The organism is Spongiivirga citrea (genome assembly GCF_010671565.1).
GTDB lineage: Bacteria > Bacteroidota > Bacteroidia > Flavobacteriales > Flavobacteriaceae > Spongiivirga > Spongiivirga citrea.
In genome coordinates this window covers 547,847-568,509 of the sequence record NZ_JAABOQ010000005.1, presented here as the reverse complement: position 1 = coordinate 568,509, position 20,663 = coordinate 547,847, and the positions used below count along the sequence as shown (strand labels likewise).

Sequence of the window (20,663 nt, the reverse complement as noted above, 5' to 3'; positions counted from 1 at the left end):
CAAAATCTATTGGCGTTGGCCGAGCTTACTTAAGCTCAACCTCTGCTCCTGCTTCTTCTAGAGAAGTCTTAAGTCCTTCTGCCTCGTCTTTAGAAACACCTTCTTTGATTGCGCTAGGCGCTTCATCAACTAAGCCTTTAGCTTCTTTAAGACCAAGACCTGTAAGTTCTTTTACAAGTTTAACAACTGCAAGTTTAGCGCCTCCAGCAGCTTTCAAGATAACATCAAATTCTGTTTTCTCTTCAGCAGCTTCGCCACCACCAGCACCACCACCAGCAGCAACAGCTACAGCTGCAGCAGCAGGTTCGATACCGTACTCGTCTTTTAAAATATCAGCTAATTCATTAACCTCTTTTACTGTTAAGTTAACTAACTGTTCTGCAAAATCTTTTAAATCTGCCATTTCTATCGTTTTTGTAATTTTTAATATATAATTTAATCTAAGTGCGTACTATTTTATTAACCTTCTTTCTCTGATAAGGTCTTAAGAATTCCTGATAATTTGCTACCACTACCTTTAAGTGCAGAGATAACGTTTTTAGCAGGCGATTGAAGTAATCCAATAACTTCTCCAATCAACTCCTCTTTAGACTTAATTTCTGAAAGGGTTTCAAGTTGGTCGTCACCAACAAAAATTGCTTCTTCTACGAAAGCACCTTTTAAAACAGGTTTTTCTGATTTCTTACGAAATGCCTTTATCACTTTAGCAGGCGCATTACCTACCTCAGATAACATTAAAGAAGTGTTTCCTTTTAATGTTTCTGGCAAATCACCAAAATCTTTATCAGAAGCCTCCATTGCCTTTGCAAGCAATGTGTTTTTAACTACTGCTAACTGTACATTAGCTTTAAAGCATGCACGACGTAATTTTGAAGTCGTGTCTGCATCTAATCCTGAAATATCTGCTAAATAGATATTTGAGTTATCAGCTAACTGCGCAGTTAAGTTTTCTATTACTTGTGATTTTTCTTCTCTTGTCATGATTACTAAATCTTAAACTACCAATTAAACTGTTTTCGGATCGATTGCTATACCAGGACTCATGGTGCTAGACATAGAGATACTTTTCATGTAAGTACCTTTTGCCGTTGATGGCTTTAGCTTCTCTAATGTTGATAACAATTCGTGAGCATTGCCCGCGATTTTATCAGCACTAAATGATGCTTTACCAATTGAAGCGTGAACGATACCAGTTTTATCAACTTTAAAGTCAATTTTACCAGCTTTTACTTCTTTCACAGCTTTAGCAACATCCATAGTTACTGTCCCAGTCTTTGGGTTAGGCATTAAACCACGTGGTCCTAAGACACGTCCTAATGGTCCTAATTTACCCATAACACTAGGCATAGTGATAATTACATCAACATCTGTCCAACCGTCCTTAATTTTTTGTAGGTACTCATCAAGACCTACAAAATCAGCACCCGCTTCTTTAGCGTCTGCTTCTTTATCAGGAGTTACCAATGCCAAAACCTTTACATCTTTACCAGTACCGTGCGGTAGTGTTACTACACCACGTACCATTTGATTTGCTTTACGCGGATCTACTCCTAAACGTACTGCAAGATCAACAGAAGCATCGAATTTCACATTGGTGATTTCTTTAACCAAAGCGGAAGCGTCTTCAACAGAATACAATGTATTCTTGTCAACCTTTGCTCTGGCTTCTTTTTGTTTTTTTGTTAATCCCATTGTCTTTTCTTTTCTAGATTAAAAAGGTTTAGGACCTGATACTTTAAGACCCATAGATCTTGCTGTACCAGCAACCATACTCATTGCAGATTCGATAGTAAAGGCATTTAAATCTGCCATTTTATCTTCTGCAATTGCTCTAACTTGGTCCCAGTTTACACTAGCTACCTTTTTTCGGTTTGGTTCGCCAGATCCTTTTTTAATCTTAGCTGCTTCCATTAGCTGAACTGCTGCAGGGGCTGTTTTAATTACAAATTCAAATGATTTGTCTTTGTAAACGGTGATCGCAACCGGAAGTACTTTTCCAGGTTTATCTTGGGTTCTTGCATTAAATTGCTTACAGAACTCCATGATGTTCACACCAGCAGCACCTAAAGCGGGTCCAACCGGTGGCGACGGATTCGCAGCACCTCCCCTAACTTGTAATTTAACTACTTTGTCAACTTCTTTTGCCATTTTACTTAATTTAGATTGGTATGCCCCTCATTGTTTGGAAGCTAGAGCGACCTACCTTATATAATATGTAACAATTATATTTTTTCTACTTGCATGTAGCTAAGCTCAAGTGGTGTCTTACGGCCAAAAATCTTCACCATCACCTCTAACTTGCGCTTCTCTTCATTAATTTTTTCAACTGTACCATTAAATCCATTAAATGGCCCGTCAATTACTTTAACGGTTTCACCCATTACAAATGGAATAGCAACGCTATCAGTTTGTACTGCCAACTCATCAACCTTACCTAACATTCGGTTTACTTCCGATTGTCTTAATGGCACAGGATCACCACCTTTAGTTTCACCTAAGAAACCAATTACGTTTGTGATTGATTTGATAATGTGAGGAATCTCTCCACTTAAGTTAGCTTTTACCATAATGTAGCCAGGAAAATAAGTACGCTCCTTATTTACCTTTTTACCATTACGTATTTGCACCACCTTTTCAGTTGGCACAAGCACCTCTTCAACAAAATCACCTAAACCAAGTCTAGTGATCTCATTTTCGATGTAATTTTTAATCTTATTTTCTTGTCCGCTTACGGCGCGAACAACGTACCATTTTTTTACACCAACCTCAGCCATCTTCTTACTTCTTTTTAGTGGTTTGCGTTGCTACAACAAAAGCGATAATCGCAATAACGACTACGTTCCGTATATGAGCTCCTGTAATTGGAATATCCCCGTTAGTAAATGCCTCAATGAGATTACCTGAAATCACATCTCCAAAAGCCATATCAACAATCCATACAAACAATGAGAAAATGATTGAAAAAACAGCAACCACAATGGTTAGGTTTTGCGCCTCTGCCCAAGGGGTCCAAGTCACATTGTTCTTTAATTCTCCAAACGATTCCTTAATGTATGTAATCACGCTCATTAGTTCAATATATTTTCAATTCAACCACACTTCCAATGCGATTTCTTTTTCTTTCTTAGCACGGGTTGAGAGGCTCGAACTCCCGACACCTGGTTTTGGAGACCAGTGCTCTACCAACTGAGCTAAACCCGTAAATAAGGTTGGAATCTATAAGAAACCAACCCAACTTTATTTACTTAGAAAGGCATCCCGATTTTATCGGGACACCTTACTTTATACACTCAATCTCTTTACGAGATATTAGTCTAGAATTTCAGTTACCTGACCAGCACCTACAGTTCTACCACCTTCACGGATAGCAAAACGCAGACCAATATTCATTGCAATAGGCTGAATAAGATCAACAGTAATAGTCAAGTTATCTCCAGGCATTACCATTTCAACTCCATCAGGAAGCGCAATGTTTCCAGTTACATCAGTTGTACGTACGTAAAACTGAGGACGGTAGTTATTATGGAATGGAGTGTGACGCCCACCTTCTTCTTTTTTAAGGATATAAACCTCTGCTTTAAACTTAGCGTGAGGAGTTACAGAACCAGGCTTAGTAATTACCATACCGCGAGAGATTTGAGTTTTCTCAATACCTCTTAATAAGATACCTACGTTATCACCAGCTTCACCTCTGTCAAGGATCTTACGGAACATCTCAACACCAGTAATAGTAGAAGCTAATTTCTCGGCACCCATACCGATGATATCTACAGCATCACCTGTATTTGCTACACCAGTCTCAATACGACCTGTTGCAACAGTACCACGACCTGTAATAGAGAATACATCTTCAATTGGCATTAAGAAATCTTTTTCAACATCACGCTTAGGAAGCTCAATCCAGCTATCAACAGCAGCCATTAATTCAGTTACTGTATCTACCCATTTTTGCTCACCGTTTAATGCACCTAATGCTGAACCAGCAATTACAGGACCATTATCACCGTCATATTCGTAGAAACTTAATAGTTCACGTACTTCCATTTCAACAAGCTCTAAAAGCTCATCATCATCTACCATGTCAACTTTGTTCAAGAAAACAACGATGCGAGGAATACCTACCTGACGACCAAGAAGGATGTGCTCACGAGTTTGTGGCATAGGACCATCAGTAGCCGCAACTACCAAGATAGCACCGTCCATTTGAGCAGCACCAGTTACCATGTTCTTTACGTAATCCGCGTGACCTGGACAGTCAACGTGAGCGTAGTGACGGTTAGCTGTAGCGTACTCTACGTGAGACGTGTTAATTGTAATACCTCTTTCTTTTTCTTCAGGAGCATTATCAATCTGATCGAAGTCTCTTACCTCAGACAAACCAGCATCTGATAATACCTTAGTAATAGCAGCAGTTAAAGTAGTTTTACCGTGATCTACGTGTCCAATGGTACCGATATTAAGGTGCGGTTTGGAACGATCAAAAGTTTCCTTTGCCATGATTTTAAATTATTTAATCTTAGTTAAAATATATTAGTGTTCTTAATTTACTAATCCTTGTTATCAGACTAGGTAATTATCAAAAACGACAATTGAGGGCAGTCTGCACCCTCTTTTTTTAGCGTTAAAACGCAATTTTTTTTGAGCCAACGACGGGATTTGAACCCGTGGCCTCTTCCTTACCAAGGAAACGCTCTACCCCTGAGCTACGTCGGCGTAAAGTGTTTACTTTCTCCACCCAAATAATCGGGGTGAGATTCCTGCCTTCGCAGGAATTTAGAGCGGGAGACCGGGTTCGAACCGGCGACATTCAGCTTGGAAGGCTGACGCTCTACCAACTGAGCTACTCCCGCATTTTTACAAAAAAATGCAAATTCAAATTTTTGCTAAGCAAAAATTATGGTGGGGAGAGCAGGATTCGAACCTGCGAAGGTAAAAACCAACAGATTTACAGTCTGTCCTCGTTGGCCGCTTGAGTATCTCCCCGATTGGTATTTTCAATATGTAAATGAACATTTTTCAATCGAAAAAATCGATTTTAAAATTTCAAAATTTAGAGCCGATGGAGGGACTCGAACCCACGACCTGCTGATTACAAATCAGCTGCTCTAGCCAGCTGAGCTACATCGGCTTTTTAGTACTTTTTAGCCATAAAAAAGTCCGCTATTTCTAACGGACTGCAAATGTAGATAAATTTTGATTTAAACAAAACAAAATTTAAAAAAAATATCATCTAGCATATGACCTTAATTTTTCTTTCCTTTTTAATAACACTCTGCCTAACGAACTTGTAGCCATATCTATACCCTCTTCAAAAGATTTACAGGTTTTTTTTACTATAAATTCATCACCAGGAACAGCAACTTTTACCTCTACGATTTTGTTAGCTTTGTCACTGGTATTTTCAACTTTTAAATAAACATCAGAATTTATAACCTGATCATAAAAACTTTCTAGCTTATCCATTCGTCTTTGAATAAATGAAACTAACTTACTGTCTACTGTAAAGTTTACGGAATGAGTGTTTACTTGCATATGAAGTATTTTTAGTGGTTAGACAAAAACTGAAAAAACTATTTTTTCTCGTTCCTCGGATGTGAATTGGAATACACTTTTTTAAGTTCTTCCATACTATTATGAGTATACACCTGAGTCGAAGCGAGGCTGGCATGCCCCAATAATTCTTTTACAGCGTTTAAATCTGCACCCTGGTTAAGCATATGAGTCGCGAACGTATGGCGCAGGATATGAGGACTCTTCTTAGCTTTTGTAGATGCCTTACTAAAATAGTTATTTATTACCCGATAAACAAGAGTGTCGTACAATTTTAACCCCTTTTTGGTAAGTAGTAGATAATTATCTGACTGACCTGTGGCTATTTTACTACGTTCATCAACATAATCATTAATTAAATTTATAATTGTCTGTAAAACAGGTACGTAGCGCTCTTTATCTCGTTTGCCCAAGACCTTTAATTGTTTATTTGCTACATCTACGGCATCTAATGTCAAATTAATAAGCTCTGCACGGCGCATTCCTGTTGCATATAAAAGCTCTATAATTAGTCGATCTCGCTTTCCTTCAAAAGTATCTTCAAAAACAAGATCATCTAAAGTGTTCATCTCTTCTCTAGAAAATGGGACTTGTATTTTTTTGGGGGTCTTTAATGCGCGATGCTTTGCTAGCGGGTTAACTTCAATCTCTTTTATTTTTAAAAGGAATTTGTAGTAGGCTTTTAAGGATGCTATTTTTCTATTGATACTGTTATTCGAAATTCCATCGTCGACCAAAGAGATAATCCAACTTCTTATTTGAGCGTAATTTACATCATCAATATTATTCACATCGAACGAGGACATAGAGAAACTAGAAAAAGCCTCAAGATCTCTTAAATATGCCTTTAAGGTATGATCGGAATAATTCCTTTCTAGTTTTAGATAATCTGCAAAAGCTGTAAACAGCATAAAATACGTTTATATACACCTATAATAGTACAACAAAAAGTAATTAATAAATTTAAAAGCTTTCTATTTTTTCAATATCTTATTTCCAAGCACCTCTTTAGTGATGACTTCTTTATAATTTCTGCCAATTGGAATTTGCACAGACCCTAGCTTGAGTTTATTGTCAGCGATGGAATCAATTTTATCAGCTGCTACAATATATGATTTATGAACTCTAATAAAAGAAGTGTTTTTTAATTTTTCCTCAACGCTTTTTAATGAAAATAGTGCCATATGCTTTTTTTCATTCATCATATGAAACGACACATAATTCTGCATAGCCTCTATATATAAAACCTGATCAAGAATTATCTTTTCATAATTCCGATCACTCTTAATGAAGAAATAGTCCGCACTAGAATTTTGAGGAGCAGTATCCTTCTTATTATGATCTGAAGCAAATTGCTGAAGTTGTTTCGCCTTCGTGACTGCTTTACAAAAACGATTGAAAGTAATTGGTTTTAATAGATAATCAACGACATCAAACTCAAACCCCGCCAACGCATAATTGGGATATGCCGTGGTAAGTATAACCATAGGGCGACTTTTAGTCTGTTCTAGATAGGTTATTCCATTCATTACAGGCATTTGAATGTCCAGAAACACCAAATCAATCTGATGCTTATCCTCTATTTTAATTAACTCTAAAGGATTATTTCCTTCCCCCACCAAAGTTAAAAAGTCTAGTTCTCTAACATAGTTAGCGATACATTCTCTAGCTAGAGGCTCATCATCAATAATTACACATTTGAGATTCATAGTTGTTTTATCAATTTCCTCATATAATATTGCTCACTATCTACACCTTCATTATTGTTTAATATTACTGTACTTAATTCTATATCTAAACGAACACTGTACCTGTTTGCTTGCTCATTTATTTCTAACTTGTATTGATCAGGGTATATTAAATCTAGCCTTCTTTTTACATTCACTAATCCGATACCTCCATCCATTGACATTTTATTTACTACCTCTCTTTCACCCATTGTACTATTGCTTACTTCAAGCCTGAGTAATTGGGCTTCAAAACTGACATTAATTTTAAGCCAATTATCGATTTCATCAAGTTGCGAAACATGCTTAAATGAATTTTCAATAAAAGGCATCAATATAAATGGAGCTATATACAAGTTAGAATATTCAGGTTTATCTACTTGAATCTCCACCATAACATTATTATCTAATCGAAGACTACCTAATTCAATAAAGTTTTGTAAATACTCTAGTTCTCGATACAAAGGGATAAATGACTCATTACATTCGTAAAGTTGATAGCGCATTAAATCAGAAAACTTGGCCAAAGATTCTGAGGCCATATCCTGATTTTTGTGAATTAATACAAAAATTGAGTTTATAGTATTAAATAAGAAATGAGGGTTAAATTGTGATTTTAAAAATTTTAATTCCGTTTCTACTTTTTCACTAGCCAATTCAAGCTCTCGATTTCTGGTTTCAATCCAGTTTTTACAAAGCTTAATACTCATTGCAAGAGTCATACTAGCAATTGTTGATGGCAAAGCATTCGATTTGAACAACTCTAAATAGTCGCCCCTATTGATCTTGAATAGCTCTTCAAAACTTGTATCGAATATCGAAGCTGTCAAATAATATCCACTAATAATAAAGACACAACATAAAAAAATACTAGTACCCAATAATAGCACATACGCTATGTACTTTGATTTTGCCAAGAACTTAGGTATTAAATAATATAAATTGAAATAAACCGCAAGCGCCTGAAAAACCACATAAAACAAAAACTTTATGTTATAGGGAGGAAAAAATGCGTTATGAAATGTATCTGCTGCACTTCCCGAAGCTATTGTCCACCATCCAAAATGATAAGCAATCCAAAAGAATATGTGATAAATTTTATATCTATAAAGCCAATTAAACACGAGATACATTTTCAGTAAAGCTACACAAATAAGTTATTATTAGGGTTAATTATATAGCAATGGATAGCTCCTAGTGACCAACGTTTACTGAATGATGATCAACGTCTTTTTCTAAATACTTTCCGCTACTTAGATCAATTAAACACTTAAACGAAAGCTTTGTCAATTAAACTAGGCTTTATATCATTTTGAGTTTTATAAATGGTCAGACTACCATTTACTTTGATATTGAAATCAAGAAACAGCAATAGTTCATGTTCAAACTAAATAATTTATACATAGTAATACTATTCTGTATTTGCAATACTCATCAAACAAGTACTGCACAAGAGGCCTCAGTATTATTTAATCTATCAGCAAAAACTATTAAAGAAGCTACGAAAGATAATTCACTTCATATTGGCATTAGAGGAAGCAGCATGCCCTTAACTTGGGTAAATGATATTCTTTTAAAAGATAATAACGGTGATGGTATATATACCGTAACCATAAACTTCCCTATAAAAACAAAAACAGATGTTTACTTCAAATTTGTTCTTAACCAAGTGGAATGGGAAAAAGGAGATGCACGAAAACTTAGATTGGAACCTGGAACTACAACTACTTATGAAGCAGAATTCAATTATGAGTCAAGACCAGGAAATCCTTTTGAAAAATTTATTGGGACATGGAGCTTAAAAGACAATAGCTGGGAACAGGGTAATAAAGATGAAACAACACAACTAAAAATATATGAGCACCAAACAGTTTGCAAAGAATTAAATACAGACAATAGTTTGCTTTGGACTGTAAACGCTCCATCAGCCCGAGGCCATATATTATGGGTTTATAACCATAAGCAAAAAAAAGTGAACCATTTATCAAGTTTTCTTCCCTATAGAAGCGGTATTGGAAAGGGCTCCATTACTAAGGAGGGTAATGTATCGCTAAAAATTGCATTCGAGGGCGAGCCTAAAAACACATATCGATTATATCATTATAATTGGGTAAACGATGATGAATATGTTTTAGAATCAATTCAATATGATCAATCAGGCACAAAAACTGGAGATTTTTATGGCGGCAGCTTCATTCGTGTAGACAAAGATCATTTTGTAAAACAAAAGATTCAGAATATCCTTAATGTACTTGATAACAAGAAAACAACACTTCAAGAGAAATTAGATGTTTGGTCAGAAGATCTTATTCATATGGCGCCAAACCACAGCACAATTACAAGTAAAAAACAATTAGCCAATTTTTTAGAAGCCGAGAAAGAAAATACCGACATCACAATGAAACATGATATCATTGACATACTCTCCTATGAAGATACTGTAATTATGCGAGGAGCGGTGAACGGTTCCTTCTCTAAAAAAAATAGTCAAGAAACAATTCCATTTTCAACAAAAAATCTTTTTGTATTTAAGAAAAATAAGAACGGCATATTAAAAATCTGGAAGGTCATATATAACATGTCATCTAATAATCAATAAACTAATTATAGAATCATGAACAAAAGTTTAGGAATACTCATCCTTTTATTCGCTATTATTTATGGATGCGACAATGGCAATGCGCAAAGCAAAAAAGAAACACAGAATAGGATTGCCATCGAATCTAGAATTGACGAACTCAATCGCAAACTAATTGAAGCAGCTAAAACCAAGAACTTTGAACCAGTAGAGCACTTATATACTAATGATGCATTATTATTAACAGAGTTTCATACAATTATTGATGGAAAACGAGATATATTAAAATTTTATAATACCATATTTGAAAGACACACATTAAAAACATATAAAAAAACTACTAAAGAAATTCTTGATCTTGGTTCGCAAATTCTTGAAATAGGAACCTTTACAAAAACCTTTGAAAATCTAAAAGAACAAGAAGGAAAATATTGGAATATATGGACTCCGCAGAAAAATGGAGATCTCAAACTTCAGTCAGAATCTTATGGCTATTTTCATAAAATTGATGATTATAAATCTCAAGTGGTTGAAGAATTTCGTAAACTACCAACAACTACTCAAAGTAGAAATGGAAAGCTTATCCCTCCCGAATTACTCGCATACGACGCTTATACCGAAAAAATAGTTCGCGAACGAAATGTAGAGAAAGCAATGAGTCTATACCAGAAAGATGCTGACTATTATGGTATTGCAAAACAAAGTATTCACGGTTTAGATGATCTTACTTCCTACTACGAAGATTACTACAAAAACCCTGTAACCATTGATAGTATAAGCATATGGACCTATGACTATAAAAAGGTAAATGACGGTTTTATAAAATATGTCAAATTTCATGTTGAATGGACCGTCCCAGAATTCTCAGGTAAAACATCCGGAACGAATACCGTTTATTGGCGAAGACAAGCTGATGGATCTTTAAAGAGAAAAAGGCTAATCGGATTCCATATAGATCAATTTTAGCCTTGAATTTAGGAATATAAAAAATCCGCTAGCGATAAACACTAGCGGATTATATATGATTAGATCCTATAAGAGAAGGATCGAACTTTAAAAATTAAGAACCGTACTTTAGACTAAATGTCTTCCTGGTCTCTTAAGCCCTGAATATACTGAGCTTTTTGCACTTGTGCTCTTCTTACGACAGAAGGCTTAGTGAATTGTTTTCTAGAACGCAGCTGACGCATAGTCCCCGTACGATCGAATTTTCTCTTGAAACGCTTTAGCGCTCTATCGATGTTTTCTCCTTCTTTTATTGGTATTATTAACATAAGACACCTCCTTTCATTAGTTATAAGGCGGCAAAGATACACTTAAAATTAAATATCAATAACAAAAAAGAGAAAAAATTAAAATAAGATTACAAGCTTATTACAAACCCCTTACATAAGGTGCAAAAACTATCTGAAAACTATTTACCCGCCAACTCTTTTTGATCAATAACGGGTGCTTTGTACTCTTTCTTATCTATAATCATCTTGGCTATAATTTCTCGAAGTATCTCAGATGTTCCCCCGCCAATCGGGCCTAATCGACTATCGCGAAGCAAACGAGCCATAGGATATTCTTCCATATAGCCATAACCACCTAAAAATTGTAGGCAATCATAAGCAACTTGATCAGCGATTTTAGTAGAGATTAGTTTAGACATTGTCGCTTCTTTAACAGCGTATACCCCCTGATCTAACTTGCGGGCTGTTGCGTAATTAAACTCCTTGCACATTTCTACCTCAGCGGCGTGCTCAGCAATTTTATGACGTAGCGCTTGAAATTTATCAATAGTAGTACCAAATGCAGTACGCTGCGACATATAATCTAGTGTATATTCAATCGCATATTCTGATCGGGCATGGGCATTAATTCCCATAATTAGTCGTTCCGATGCAAAATGCTGCATGATATACGAAAACCCTTTGTTTTCATCTCCCATTAAATTCTCAGCAGGTACTTTTACATTATCAAATGCAATTTCACCGGTATCCGAGGCGCGCCACCCAAGCTTATCTAATTTAGTTGCAGACAGACCTTCACTATCACGATCGATCACAAATATGCTGATGCCTTTATTTCCTAACTCAGGTGCTGTTTTAGCAGCAACTACTAAATAGTCACTATAGACACCGTTGGTAATAAAGGTTTTCGATCCGTTTAAGATGTAATGATCTCCTTGTTTTACTGCCGTCGATCGCATTCCTGCGACATCCGATCCTCCAAAAGGTTCTGTAACACAAAGACAACCTATTTTTGTACCTTCTATACTAGGTGCTAAATACTTTTCCTTAATATGATGATCGCCCTCTGATTTTAAATGTGTCATTGCCAAATAAGCATGCGCCCAAATAGCAGCAGCAAAACCTCCAGAATTTATTTTTTGAAGTTCCTCCAATAAAATTACTGTATAGAAAAAATCAAGATCTAGTCCCCCATATTCCTCAGGGTATGCCAATCCGAAGTAGCCCATTTCTCCGAATTTCTCCCAGATAAAGCGATCAATATCTCCCGTTTTTTCCCATTTTTCGATATGTGGACTCACCTCACGTTTTAGAAAGTCCTTTAAGCTATCACGAAATGCATTGTGCTCTTCAGTAAAGTACATGGGCAATTATTTTTAAAGCAATTTTAATCTACTAACAAATATAATCGAATTCTCTCGATCTTGTTTGTGGGGAATCCTTCAATTTTTGTTAATTGATCAATGGACTCAAATGTACCTACTGAATCGCGATAAGCCACTATCTTCTTAGCAAGACTATATTTAACATAAACAAGTGAAGACAATTCATAAGCCGATACTTCATTGATATTGAGTCTTTCAATCGTCGGTTTTGTGAACACCGAATATCGTTCTTTTACCTTATTAACAACTTCGGGTTTTAATCCGTACACATCGTATAATTGATCTTCAACTAGAAAGCCACCTAATGCTGTTCTAAATTTTATAATACGAGCTGCAAGCGCATTTCCAATTCCTGATATTGCCTTTAGTTCATTTTCAGAAACGCTATTTAGATCTTCTTTTACAATAGCTATTTTAGGCTTTACCAGAAGTGCTTTTGTTCCTTTCTTTTGAGGTTTAAAATTCGGAAATCGAAAGTCTTGTTTTATCGTATTTAAAACAGAATCAGAAACCTGGGTTACTTGTTGAAACTCGTCAGCGGTATTGACATATTTACCTATTGCTCTAAACCGATGTAGCCTATCAATTTCGTCTAAAGAAAGTCCTAATTGATAGCCTTTCTCTTCAGTAATAAAATTCGGATTATAAGTGAAGGCTTTTTTAACCGGCTGTAAAGCTGAAAACGAATCTATCTGCCGATTAAGTAATTCTATTTCACTATTAACCACTAGTTGTTCATCCTGAGAGAAATCAACAAACCAATAGATTAGTTGTAATACTACTATAAGTAAAATCAAAAAGAAAATCCCATTTCGTTCGTTTTTACTGAACTGAAAATGGGATTTCATAATGAACTATTTGAATTAGTAGTTTATCTTATATATTCTCTAGAACTTATGCCCTATTCTTTATTGCATCTAGATAGCGATTAAGCTGTTTCTTAACAACTGGGAATAGGAAGTATAATCCTACCATATTCGGGAATACCATCGCAAAGATCATTGCATCAGAGAATGCCCAAATCGATCCCATACTTGCTGCTGCTCCAATTACAACAAACGTTAAGAATAATAACTTGTATGTTAAATCTGCTGCTTTACCTCTACCGAATAAGAATTTCCAAGATTGCAATCCGTAGTAAGACCATGATATCATAGTTGAAACAGCGAACAAAACGACTGCAATCGTTAAGAATACATTTGAATAAGGAATATATTGAGCAAAGGCCGAGGATGTAATTCCAGCACCTTCCTTAAGCTCTCCGCCAATTAACACTTTACCTTCTACGTCTGTATACGTAATACCATTAATAATGGCATTAAAAGTACCGTCTGCTTGTTCAACGGCTCCTGGTATAGTACCATAATCGAAAGCTTCACCGAAGTTGAAAATGATAATCACCAATGCCGTCATTGTACAGATAACAACTGTATCAATAAAAGGCTCTAGTAATGCTACTAAACCTTCAGAAGCTGAATATTTTGTTTTTACAGCCGAGTGAGCGATTGAAGCCGAACCAGCACCTGCCTCATTAGAGAATGCAGCACGCTTGAAACCGACCAATAATACTCCTATAAAACCACCAACTCCTATTGCAGTAGGATTGAATGCTTCTTTAACTATAAGTCCAATTGCATCATCAATTAATGAGAAATTACTACCTATTATATAAAGACAGCAAAGTACGTACAATACCGCCATAAACGGCACCACTTTTTCAGTTACTGATGCAATACGCTTAATACCGCCTATTATAATGATACCTACTAAAATTGCTAAAACAAGACCTACTAGCGCACCTGCTGCTGTACTTTCCCAGGCAAACATTTCTTTTATAACTATCGTAGCTTGATTAGATTGTGCAGCATTACCACCACCAAAAGATCCACCGATACAGAAAATTGCAAATAGTACCGCAGCTACCTTACCAAGAGTTTTAAATCCTTTATCTTTAAGACCTTTACTTATATAGTACATCGGGCCACCATATACGGTACCATCCTCACCTACATCACGATACTGAACTCCCAAAGTACATTCCACAAATTTGGTTGACATACCAAGAAGACCACAAACAATCATCCAGAAAGTTGCACCTGGACCACCTAATGCAATTGCTAATGCTACCCCAGCAATATTACCATTACCAACCGTTCCTGAAACTGCGGTTGCCAATGCCTGAAAATGAGAAACTTCTCCTTCTTTACTTTCATCTCTAATAGTTTCAATGGCATCACCACCTGGTGTAGAATCGCCATACATGGCCTCTGCAACCGGATGATCAAGTTCATCATACTTACCACGAACCACATTAATCGCTTTACCGAAGAATCTGATATTAGGAAACCCGAAATAGATTGTAAAGAATGCAGCACTGGCCACCAATAGAATTAAGACAAATGGTGTGCCCATGATTTCGAAGAAAATCACATTAGAAAAGAAATCCGAAACCGGCTTAAAAGCCTCATCGATTTTTTGATCAAGACCGACCTCTTCTTCGACTTCTTGTGCAAATGTTAATAAGGGCAAAAGCAATGAAAATAGTGCTAGTAGCTGCTTCTTCATAATTTGATGTTTGAGTTAAGTTTTTGTTAGTTTAATTAAAACTGCGAGCCAATATCTTAAAAATTACGGCTTACTTCCAAATTTTGGCAGTTAAATATAATTGTTTAGATATCGTACAATTTATTCAGTGCGTTAATTTGCTCGGGGCGACCAAGCACGATAATGCTTGTATTAGGAGACAGAACCGTTTCAGCCTCAGGGTTTACTATGTAGGATCCGTCAGGTTTTTTAAAACCTATTATGGTACAGCCAGTTTTATTTCTAAGGTCGAGACCTTTAATGGTCTTCGCTTCATGGGTGTCGTACAAATCTTCAACCGATACTTCTTCAATATTAGTGGTATCGCCATTCATAACACTTAGATTATCAATAAACTCAATTAAATCAGGAACTACAACTAAGGAAGCCATATGATCTCCCCCAATTTTATCTGGCATGATCACATTATTTGCTCCTGCCAATTTTAATTTTTTGTAGGATGTATCTTGTGATGCTCTACTAATAATGGTAAGGTCTTTATTTAACTGCCTTGCTGAAAGCACAACAAATAAGTTATCGGCATCATCTGGTAATGCTGATATTAAACACTTTGCACGCTCGATACCAGCTTCCAGCAAAACCTCATCGTGATTGGCATTGCCTAATACAAATGGTACTTCTTCTATATCAATCGTATCAACAAGCTCTTTATCCAATTCAACAACCACAAATTTTTCACCATAAGTAATTAGCTTCTGAACCGCTTGTTGCCCATTTCTACCATAACCACATACAATGACATGATCATGATATTGGTCGATAATCTTCTTCATTTTTTTCTTTTTAAGTAGTTTGGTATTGGTCTTACTAAAAATATATTCAGTTATCACAGTAATCGCATAACCGAAGATAAAAACACTAGTTACAATTAAACAGATTGTAAATATTTTTGAAGCCTGATCTAGTTCACCTACTGTAGAAAACCCAACAGTGGTTACTGTAATCATGGTCATGAACATAGAATCTACCCATCCAAAACCAGATATGTATCGGTATCCAATAACTCCTATTAGATAAATACCTATTAATAGTGAAAGAGCTATGACAAATTTTGACCGAAAGAGCTTAAACATACATTACAGATCGAACACCGAAGTTCGTTTAGAATAGATTAGGTCTTTAATACGCATCCAAAATGCAATGAATAAGTATAGTGCAAATCCGAAACCCAGTGTTACAAAAGTGACATATATAAATGAGATACGCACTACTTTAGCTCGCATTCCCATTCTGTCAGCAATACGCTGGCACACCTCGTATCCGTGCTTTTGAAAAAAATATAAGATGTTGTAGAATAGTTGCATTACAGCAAAAATAGAAAAGATTTGTTAGTAAACTACTTGACCAGACTACTTCCTACTGCGCATTGCAAGCAGAGATTCCGATCGCAATACTCTTTTTTTAATTGAATAAGCGCTTGAGAATGCATGGCATTGACCGATGTCATTTTTAAACTTCCGAACCGATCGACAATGCCATTTTTTTCAGCTTTGATTTCCTGAATAATATTTAAAACAGCATCAGCATTGGGTTTAGATTGCGATTGTGTGTAGCAAAATTGAAGTGGAATAATCGTATTGATTAACAGCAAATCGATAAACAACTCACTCAATTTTTTACTTCTTTTCGCCGTTTCCTTTTTGAAAGTATAATGTGTGTCCCAAAATGAAGATGCCTTAACTTCGAATAGATCATAAAAGTCCTGTTTACTCTTTAGGGTAATGATTTTTGAAAACAACGAATCGGTCGAAGCATATAAGCTTGCCAATTGAGACAAACGAATTGTCGGAAAATTATTAGGCCGTAATCTAAAAAACTGAATAGGTAAAACTGATTGGTTGTCTAGCTGAAACTTACTTTTCAAAAAATGATACTCTTTTTTTAATTGCTTGTGGTAAGCACTCTCAATTTCTTCATCTAGAAAAGAAGCCTGACCAAATAATAAAGCTTCTAATTTAAGTTGATCATGGTGCGTTTTTCTTACCACTCCTAAATCAATTGAATTAGCCAGACTAAAAAAAGCCTCTCCATTAATATTAGTACCAAAACCTTTTGTTAGCATCTTAAACAGTACCGCATCCCAATCATTCTTAGAATCTTTAAGGAGTTTGATAATTACTGTTGACTTTTGTTCTAAGCGTTCGAAATATAGACGCTCTAGCCAATGCTGTTTTAAAAATTCATCAACTTCTGGTAACTCATGTTCGCAATTAATCCATTTTAATGATTTCCCTACTAAAGCTTCATATTTATATATCAAGTTAGAATCGACATATTTTGATAGTTCTAAAACTGGAATGGCAGAATTATCCTTTCTAAAAACATCAGTATCATGATTCCATACTACATGCAAAATCACATTATCGTAAGCTGGATCATTTTCATGATGATGTGCGTACCAGTCGGATGATTTAAGATGAATTTCAACATTACCAGCCCAAAGCTGACCATCGATATTGATAGTTGCATTAAAAAAGTCAGGTCCAGCATGAAGATTGTGTGATCCTACAGATTTTAAAACTACCGCTGCTCCATCTTCAGTTTTTAAATTCTGAAAATCGAACTTTTTATGTTTCCAGATATAATGAAGAAAATCTTCTTTCATGCTTTGTAACGAAAATTTTATCAGTTTTGTAAACTTACAGAAAAGTATCAGACTTATCATAAAACACAATTCATGAGAAGCTTATTGAAATCTCTTTTTATTTCCATTTTCCCAGTACTTGCTTTAATTTGTTTGGGTTATGGAGTATTTCAATTTATGGAAAACGGATTTTCATTTTTATTAGTAGGACAAACCATTGTTATGGGAACTGTTGTTGCGCTTTTTGGTGGACTTTTCATAAAACCAACGGCGCGAACTGATGCCAATTTAAAAATCTATTCCTTATTAATTTTTATGGGGTTTTTCATTGGTCTTGTAATGGGAATCATGATTGATAAGAATCCCATTTCAAAGCTATTCCCCTCCACGATCCTTCTATTACTATGGATTGTTTACTTAAAATGGTATTCGAAATTTAGTGATAGAGATACAAATGAAATACTTAAAGTAGGAAAGCAATTAATAGATTTTGAATTGGAAGATGAAAATGGCAATGCGGTTTCATCTTCTTCTTTTGAAGGAAAGTCAACCATTTATCTGTTTTATCGCGGTAATTGGTGCCCGCTATGCATGGCGCAGATAAAGGAAATCGCTCAGCAATATCAGGAGCTAGCAGCTAGAAATGTACGTACTGTATTGGTGAGTCCACAACCTCATAAAAACACCAAACATTTGGCTACTAAATTTAAGGTAGGCTTTGAATTTATGGTAGACGTAAAAAATAAAGCAGCCACCAAGCTAGGTATTCTTGCAATAAATGGAATTCCTGCTGGCTTTCAGGTTCTTGGTTATGATAGCGATACTGTAATGCCCACGGTGATCATAACGAATTCAGAAAACAAGATCATTTTTGCTGATTTAACGGATAATTATAGAGTGCGACCTGAGCCAGAGACTTTCTTGAAGGTGATAGACCAAATGGCTTAGCTAAATCCCAATATTTTGAAATTTCAAAAAGCACTTGCGCCAGTTTTAGTGATTTTTTCAATTATAACCAAGGGAAAAATTGCATACAGCTACTACCCACTGAAAACTATGGAGTAACGGTCTCCCCCTGCCAATCAAGGATACCACCAAGAAGATTATAGGTCGTATCAAAACCCATTTGGTTCATAATTTGGCATGCTTGAGCACTTCTTGCCCCACTACGACAATATACATAGTAGTTTTTTGATGCATCTAATGCTTGTAACCCATCGATAAAACCTTGTCCTTGACGTATATCTATATTTTGAGCAAGGGGTATGTAGCCGTCTTCTACTTCTTCCTCACTACGAACATCTAAAATGACCGCATTTTCATCAGCATTTAGTTTGCTTACCCAATCTTCTTGACTTAAATCCATTATGTATTTTATTTAATACAGTAAAAATAAAAAAACCGAAGTGATTACTTCGGTTTTACGATTCTTAAATAATTAGTTGTTGTACTGTCTAATTCGAAAATTCTAAACTTAAAATGACCTTTAGGTTTATAAATTGGCATATTGTCTATCGAACGATCTTTACTTTCAATTCCTTCTTCTAAAACAAAATTACCTTCTGGATTTTTCTTGATTTTTTCAAATAGAAGTCCTAAAACTTCTGAATTCAGTAAATCAATTTGCTTAATAGGCATCTTGTCTGTTATTTCAGAGGAATCGACTTTAAAAGTCCGCTTCTGTTGAGCAACAGCAAATCCTACTCCCGCAAAAAGAAACAATAGCAGGCTAGATATTTTCACTTATAATTAAACTTTAATAGTACAACCAATAGCTTTTGTGGTTTTTAAAGGTACTTCTTCACCTTTTAACAAAGCATCTACCGCATTTTCAACAAATTTTTCTTCAACGCTATCAGCATTTCGAGAACTATCATCGATAGCTCCTATATATTTTACCTGATTGCCTTTTGAAGTTTTTTGCAGTATAAAAACATGCGGAGTTCGTGTAGCTCCGTATTTAGGATAAATCTTCTGACCATCATCAAACAGATAAGGAAATGTAAATCCTTTTTCTTTTGCGCGTACTTTCATCGAAGCAAAGTCATCACCAGATTTAACCGCCGGGTTGTTAGGATTTATTGCAATCACAGGATAACCTAAACTCTTGTATTTTTTATCTAGAGCAATGATTCTATCTTCATAAGCGACAGAATAAGGACAAGTATTGCAGGTGAAAATCACAATAAAGCCTTTTGCATCCGTATAGTCTGCCATTGACACCATTTTACCATCGACGTTTTTTAGTTTAAAATCAGTTGCATAATCGTCTATTTTATAACCGTCAGATGTGGGCTTCACATTAATTGCAAATGCACTAACAGCAGCTACTACTACTAATGCAAAAAATAGTTTAAAGAATTTCATAGGTTTTAATTTAAGAATTGTTGGACTTCGGTTTCTAACTCCTCATATGTAAACGAACGTTCATAGAACTTTCGTGTGTCTTTGTTATATATTACGGTGGCGGGTATCGCTCCGGACCATTCTTCACTTACCTTTGGTATCCATTTATGACTTTTGGCATCATCTAAAACCACCACCTCTGATTTTATCTTGTTCGCATCAACAAAAGGAACAACTTTGGTTTCTATGTGTTGCTTAAAATCCATACTAACCAAAATCACTTCTACGCTTTTGTCATTATAATTGGCGTTCAACTTTTCAAAGGCTGGTAATTCCTTCACGCAAGGCTTGCACCAAGTCGCCCAAAAGTTAACAATATAGGTTTTGTCATCTTTTTTATGAAGCTGCTCTTCAAACTCATCATAGGTATAAAATGGTATTGTTTGCGAAGCACTTTTAAAAACAGTAGTCGTAGACTCTGGTATTTGAGGCGCACTAGAAGAAATTTCTTCTTTCTTTTCTTTACAAGACGAAACCACTATTAAAAGTAAAAAAGGAATAAATCGGTGCATAGTGCTTCAAATTACAAATGAAAGAAGCCCCAACGAAAACCTTTAACAAAAAATTATCGTGTAAATAATTGGTAAAATCAAC

The 20,663-nt window shown here is 35.6% G+C and carries 25 protein-coding genes and 5 tRNA genes; 3 read left to right on the top strand and 27 right to left on the bottom strand.

Annotated elements, in window-relative coordinates; translation table 11 throughout:
- Positions 1-25: 25 nt before the first annotated feature.
- From rplL to GWK10_RS18655, 16 genes are all read right to left on the bottom strand, one after another.
- The gene (gene rplL, locus GWK10_RS14645) at positions 26-403 is read right to left on the bottom strand and encodes a 50S ribosomal protein L7/L12 (protein ID WP_164033119.1); all 378 of its coding nucleotides are present in this window, start codon (positions 401-403) and stop codon (positions 26-28) included.
- A 56-nt stretch (positions 404-459) separates the two neighbouring features.
- Entirely contained in the window at positions 460-981 is a 522-nt protein-coding gene (gene rplJ / locus GWK10_RS14640) for a 50S ribosomal protein L10 (RefSeq protein WP_164033118.1), read from the bottom strand.
- Between the two features lie 24 nt (positions 982-1,005).
- A complete protein-coding gene (gene rplA / locus GWK10_RS14635) occupies positions 1,006-1,692 on the bottom strand; it encodes a 50S ribosomal protein L1 (protein WP_164033117.1) in 687 nt (228 codons plus the stop codon).
- An 18-nt stretch (positions 1,693-1,710) separates the two neighbouring features.
- Positions 1,711-2,148 carry a 50S ribosomal protein L11 gene (gene rplK / locus GWK10_RS14630; RefSeq protein ID WP_164033116.1) on the bottom strand — a complete coding sequence of 146 codons (438 nt, stop codon included), beginning with the start codon at positions 2,146-2,148 and terminating at the stop codon, positions 1,711-1,713.
- A gap of 74 nt (positions 2,149-2,222) precedes the next feature.
- Positions 2,223-2,774, bottom strand: coding sequence for a transcription termination/antitermination protein NusG (gene nusG / locus GWK10_RS14625; protein ID WP_164033115.1), 552 nt, complete (start codon positions 2,772-2,774; stop codon positions 2,223-2,225).
- A gap of 4 nt (positions 2,775-2,778) precedes the next feature.
- A complete protein-coding gene (gene secE / locus GWK10_RS18690) occupies positions 2,779-3,069 on the bottom strand; it encodes a preprotein translocase subunit SecE (RefSeq protein WP_164033114.1) in 291 nt (96 codons plus the stop codon).
- A 59-nt stretch (positions 3,070-3,128) separates the two neighbouring features.
- Positions 3,129-3,201: transfer RNA gene (locus GWK10_RS14615), tRNA-Trp, on the bottom strand.
- 108 nt (positions 3,202-3,309) lie between these two features.
- Entirely contained in the window at positions 3,310-4,497 is a 1,188-nt protein-coding gene (gene tuf / locus GWK10_RS14610; RefSeq protein ID WP_164033113.1) for an elongation factor Tu, read from the bottom strand.
- Between the two features lie 144 nt (positions 4,498-4,641).
- A tRNA-Thr gene (locus GWK10_RS14605) sits at positions 4,642-4,713 on the bottom strand.
- Positions 4,714-4,777: 64 nt separating this feature from the next.
- Positions 4,778-4,850, bottom strand: a tRNA-Gly gene (locus GWK10_RS14600).
- Between the two features lie 47 nt (positions 4,851-4,897).
- A tRNA-Tyr gene (locus tag GWK10_RS14595) sits at positions 4,898-4,983 on the bottom strand.
- 71 nt (positions 4,984-5,054) lie between these two features.
- A tRNA-Thr gene (locus GWK10_RS14590) sits at positions 5,055-5,128 on the bottom strand.
- Positions 5,129-5,226: 98 nt separating this feature from the next.
- Positions 5,227-5,532 (bottom strand): ribosome hibernation-promoting factor, HPF/YfiA family, encoded by a 306-nt coding sequence (gene hpf, locus GWK10_RS14585; RefSeq protein ID WP_164033112.1) that lies wholly within the window; start codon positions 5,530-5,532, stop codon positions 5,227-5,229.
- Positions 5,533-5,570: 38 nt separating this feature from the next.
- On the bottom strand, positions 5,571-6,461 hold the full coding sequence (locus GWK10_RS14580; protein ID WP_164033111.1) for a tyrosine-type recombinase/integrase: 891 nt from the start codon (positions 6,459-6,461) through the stop codon (positions 5,571-5,573).
- Between the two features lie 63 nt (positions 6,462-6,524).
- A complete protein-coding gene (locus GWK10_RS14575; RefSeq protein WP_164033110.1) occupies positions 6,525-7,259 on the bottom strand; it encodes a LytR/AlgR family response regulator transcription factor in 735 nt (244 codons plus the stop codon).
- Positions 7,256-8,401, bottom strand: a complete 1,146-nt coding sequence (locus GWK10_RS18655; protein WP_204263141.1) for a sensor histidine kinase — start codon at positions 8,399-8,401, stop codon at positions 7,256-7,258. Before GWK10_RS18655 ends, GWK10_RS14575 begins: the two co-directional genes overlap by 4 nt.
- Before the next feature lie 254 nt (positions 8,402-8,655).
- Here GWK10_RS18655 and GWK10_RS14565 point away from each other — a divergent pair, with 254 nt between their 5' ends.
- On the top strand, positions 8,656-9,876 hold the full coding sequence (locus GWK10_RS14565) for a hypothetical protein (RefSeq protein ID WP_164033108.1): 1,221 nt from the start codon (positions 8,656-8,658) through the stop codon (positions 9,874-9,876).
- A gap of 15 nt (positions 9,877-9,891) precedes the next feature.
- On the top strand, positions 9,892-10,821 hold the full coding sequence (locus GWK10_RS14560) for a YybH family protein (RefSeq protein ID WP_164033107.1): 930 nt from the start codon (positions 9,892-9,894) through the stop codon (positions 10,819-10,821).
- 113 nt (positions 10,822-10,934) lie between these two features.
- On the opposite strand, the gene rpsU is transcribed toward GWK10_RS14560, so the two are convergent.
- The 7 genes from rpsU to GWK10_RS14525 form a co-directional block, all read right to left on the bottom strand.
- Positions 10,935-11,129, bottom strand: coding sequence for a 30S ribosomal protein S21 (gene rpsU, locus GWK10_RS14555; protein ID WP_164033106.1), 195 nt, complete (start codon positions 11,127-11,129; stop codon positions 10,935-10,937).
- Between the two features lie 140 nt (positions 11,130-11,269).
- Positions 11,270-12,454, bottom strand: a complete 1,185-nt coding sequence (locus tag GWK10_RS14550; RefSeq protein WP_164033105.1) for an acyl-CoA dehydrogenase family protein — start codon at positions 12,452-12,454, stop codon at positions 11,270-11,272.
- A 23-nt stretch (positions 12,455-12,477) separates the two neighbouring features.
- Complete coding sequence (locus GWK10_RS14545) at positions 12,478-13,323, bottom strand: ComEA family DNA-binding protein (RefSeq protein WP_164033104.1); 846 nt, start codon at positions 13,321-13,323, stop codon at positions 12,478-12,480.
- A 46-nt stretch (positions 13,324-13,369) separates the two neighbouring features.
- Positions 13,370-15,040 carry an alanine/glycine:cation symporter family protein gene (locus GWK10_RS14540; RefSeq protein ID WP_164033103.1) on the bottom strand — a complete coding sequence of 557 codons (1,671 nt, stop codon included), beginning with the start codon at positions 15,038-15,040 and terminating at the stop codon, positions 13,370-13,372.
- Between the two features lie 104 nt (positions 15,041-15,144).
- Positions 15,145-16,152 carry a potassium channel family protein gene (locus tag GWK10_RS14535; protein WP_164033102.1) on the bottom strand — a complete coding sequence of 336 codons (1,008 nt, stop codon included), beginning with the start codon at positions 16,150-16,152 and terminating at the stop codon, positions 15,145-15,147.
- A 3-nt stretch (positions 16,153-16,155) separates the two neighbouring features.
- A complete protein-coding gene (locus tag GWK10_RS14530; protein ID WP_164033101.1) occupies positions 16,156-16,383 on the bottom strand; it encodes a PspC domain-containing protein in 228 nt (75 codons plus the stop codon).
- A gap of 32 nt (positions 16,384-16,415) precedes the next feature.
- Entirely contained in the window at positions 16,416-17,684 is a 1,269-nt protein-coding gene (locus tag GWK10_RS14525; protein WP_164033100.1) for a DUF2851 family protein, read from the bottom strand.
- 72 nt (positions 17,685-17,756) lie between these two features.
- On the opposite strand from GWK10_RS14525, the gene GWK10_RS14520 reads away from it, so the two are divergent.
- On the top strand, positions 17,757-18,611 hold the full coding sequence (locus GWK10_RS14520; protein WP_164033099.1) for a peroxiredoxin family protein: 855 nt from the start codon (positions 17,757-17,759) through the stop codon (positions 18,609-18,611).
- 106 nt (positions 18,612-18,717) lie between these two features.
- On the opposite strand, the gene GWK10_RS14515 is transcribed toward GWK10_RS14520, so the two are convergent.
- The 4 genes from GWK10_RS14515 to GWK10_RS14500 are packed head-to-tail and all read right to left on the bottom strand — an operon-like array spanning position 18,718 to position 20,581.
- On the bottom strand, positions 18,718-19,029 hold the full coding sequence (locus GWK10_RS14515; RefSeq protein WP_164033098.1) for a rhodanese-like domain-containing protein: 312 nt from the start codon (positions 19,027-19,029) through the stop codon (positions 18,718-18,720).
- Positions 19,030-19,073: 44 nt separating this feature from the next.
- Positions 19,074-19,406, bottom strand: coding sequence for a hypothetical protein (locus tag GWK10_RS14510; RefSeq protein ID WP_164033097.1), 333 nt, complete (start codon positions 19,404-19,406; stop codon positions 19,074-19,076).
- Between the two features lie 6 nt (positions 19,407-19,412).
- The gene (locus GWK10_RS14505; RefSeq protein ID WP_164033096.1) at positions 19,413-20,030 is read right to left on the bottom strand and encodes a thioredoxin family protein; all 618 of its coding nucleotides are present in this window, start codon (positions 20,028-20,030) and stop codon (positions 19,413-19,415) included.
- Positions 20,031-20,035: 5 nt separating this feature from the next.
- Positions 20,036-20,581, bottom strand: coding sequence for a TlpA disulfide reductase family protein (locus GWK10_RS14500; protein WP_164033095.1), 546 nt, complete (start codon positions 20,579-20,581; stop codon positions 20,036-20,038).
- Between the last annotated feature and the right edge of the window lie 82 nt (positions 20,582-20,663).

Excerpts from the sequence above, each read along its gene's own strand:
- rplL (WP_164033119.1), bottom strand. The coding sequence starts at position 403 with ATGGCAGATTTAAAAGATTTTGCAGAACAGTTAGTTAACTTAACAGTA.
- rplJ (WP_164033118.1), bottom strand. The coding sequence starts at position 981 with ATGACAAGAGAAGAAAAATCACAAGTAATAGAAAACTTAACTGCGCAG.
- rplA (WP_164033117.1), bottom strand. The coding sequence starts at position 1,692 with ATGGGATTAACAAAAAAACAAAAAGAAGCCAGAGCAAAGGTTGACAAG.
- rplK (WP_164033116.1), bottom strand. The coding sequence starts at position 2,148 with ATGGCAAAAGAAGTTGACAAAGTAGTTAAATTACAAGTTAGGGGAGGT.
- nusG (WP_164033115.1), bottom strand. The coding sequence starts at position 2,774 with ATGGCTGAGGTTGGTGTAAAAAAATGGTACGTTGTTCGCGCCGTAAGC.
- secE (WP_164033114.1), bottom strand. The coding sequence starts at position 3,069 with ATGAGCGTGATTACATACATTAAGGAATCGTTTGGAGAATTAAAGAAC.
- tuf (WP_164033113.1), bottom strand. The coding sequence starts at position 4,497 with ATGGCAAAGGAAACTTTTGATCGTTCCAAACCGCACCTTAATATCGGT.
- hpf (WP_164033112.1), bottom strand. The coding sequence starts at position 5,532 with ATGCAAGTAAACACTCATTCCGTAAACTTTACAGTAGACAGTAAGTTA.
- GWK10_RS14580 (WP_164033111.1), bottom strand. The coding sequence starts at position 6,461 with ATGCTGTTTACAGCTTTTGCAGATTATCTAAAACTAGAAAGGAATTAT.
- GWK10_RS14575 (WP_164033110.1), bottom strand. The coding sequence starts at position 7,259 with ATGAATCTCAAATGTGTAATTATTGATGATGAGCCTCTAGCTAGAGAA.
- GWK10_RS14565 (WP_164033108.1), top strand. The coding sequence starts at position 8,656 with ATGTTCAAACTAAATAATTTATACATAGTAATACTATTCTGTATTTGC.
- GWK10_RS14560 (WP_164033107.1), top strand. The coding sequence starts at position 9,892 with ATGAACAAAAGTTTAGGAATACTCATCCTTTTATTCGCTATTATTTAT.
- rpsU (WP_164033106.1), bottom strand. The coding sequence starts at position 11,129 with ATGTTAATAATACCAATAAAAGAAGGAGAAAACATCGATAGAGCGCTA.
- GWK10_RS14550 (WP_164033105.1), bottom strand. The coding sequence starts at position 12,454 with ATGTACTTTACTGAAGAGCACAATGCATTTCGTGATAGCTTAAAGGAC.
- GWK10_RS14545 (WP_164033104.1), bottom strand. The coding sequence starts at position 13,323 with ATGAAATCCCATTTTCAGTTCAGTAAAAACGAACGAAATGGGATTTTC.
- GWK10_RS14540 (WP_164033103.1), bottom strand. The coding sequence starts at position 15,040 with ATGAAGAAGCAGCTACTAGCACTATTTTCATTGCTTTTGCCCTTATTA.
- GWK10_RS14535 (WP_164033102.1), bottom strand. The coding sequence starts at position 16,152 with ATGTTTAAGCTCTTTCGGTCAAAATTTGTCATAGCTCTTTCACTATTA.
- GWK10_RS14530 (WP_164033101.1), bottom strand. The coding sequence starts at position 16,383 with ATGCAACTATTCTACAACATCTTATATTTTTTTCAAAAGCACGGATAC.
- GWK10_RS14525 (WP_164033100.1), bottom strand. The coding sequence starts at position 17,684 with ATGAAAGAAGATTTTCTTCATTATATCTGGAAACATAAAAAGTTCGAT.
- GWK10_RS14520 (WP_164033099.1), top strand. The coding sequence starts at position 17,757 with ATGAGAAGCTTATTGAAATCTCTTTTTATTTCCATTTTCCCAGTACTT.
- GWK10_RS14515 (WP_164033098.1), bottom strand. The coding sequence starts at position 19,029 with ATGGATTTAAGTCAAGAAGATTGGGTAAGCAAACTAAATGCTGATGAA.
- GWK10_RS14505 (WP_164033096.1), bottom strand. The coding sequence starts at position 20,030 with ATGAAATTCTTTAAACTATTTTTTGCATTAGTAGTAGTAGCTGCTGTT.
- GWK10_RS14500 (WP_164033095.1), bottom strand. The coding sequence starts at position 20,581 with ATGCACCGATTTATTCCTTTTTTACTTTTAATAGTGGTTTCGTCTTGT.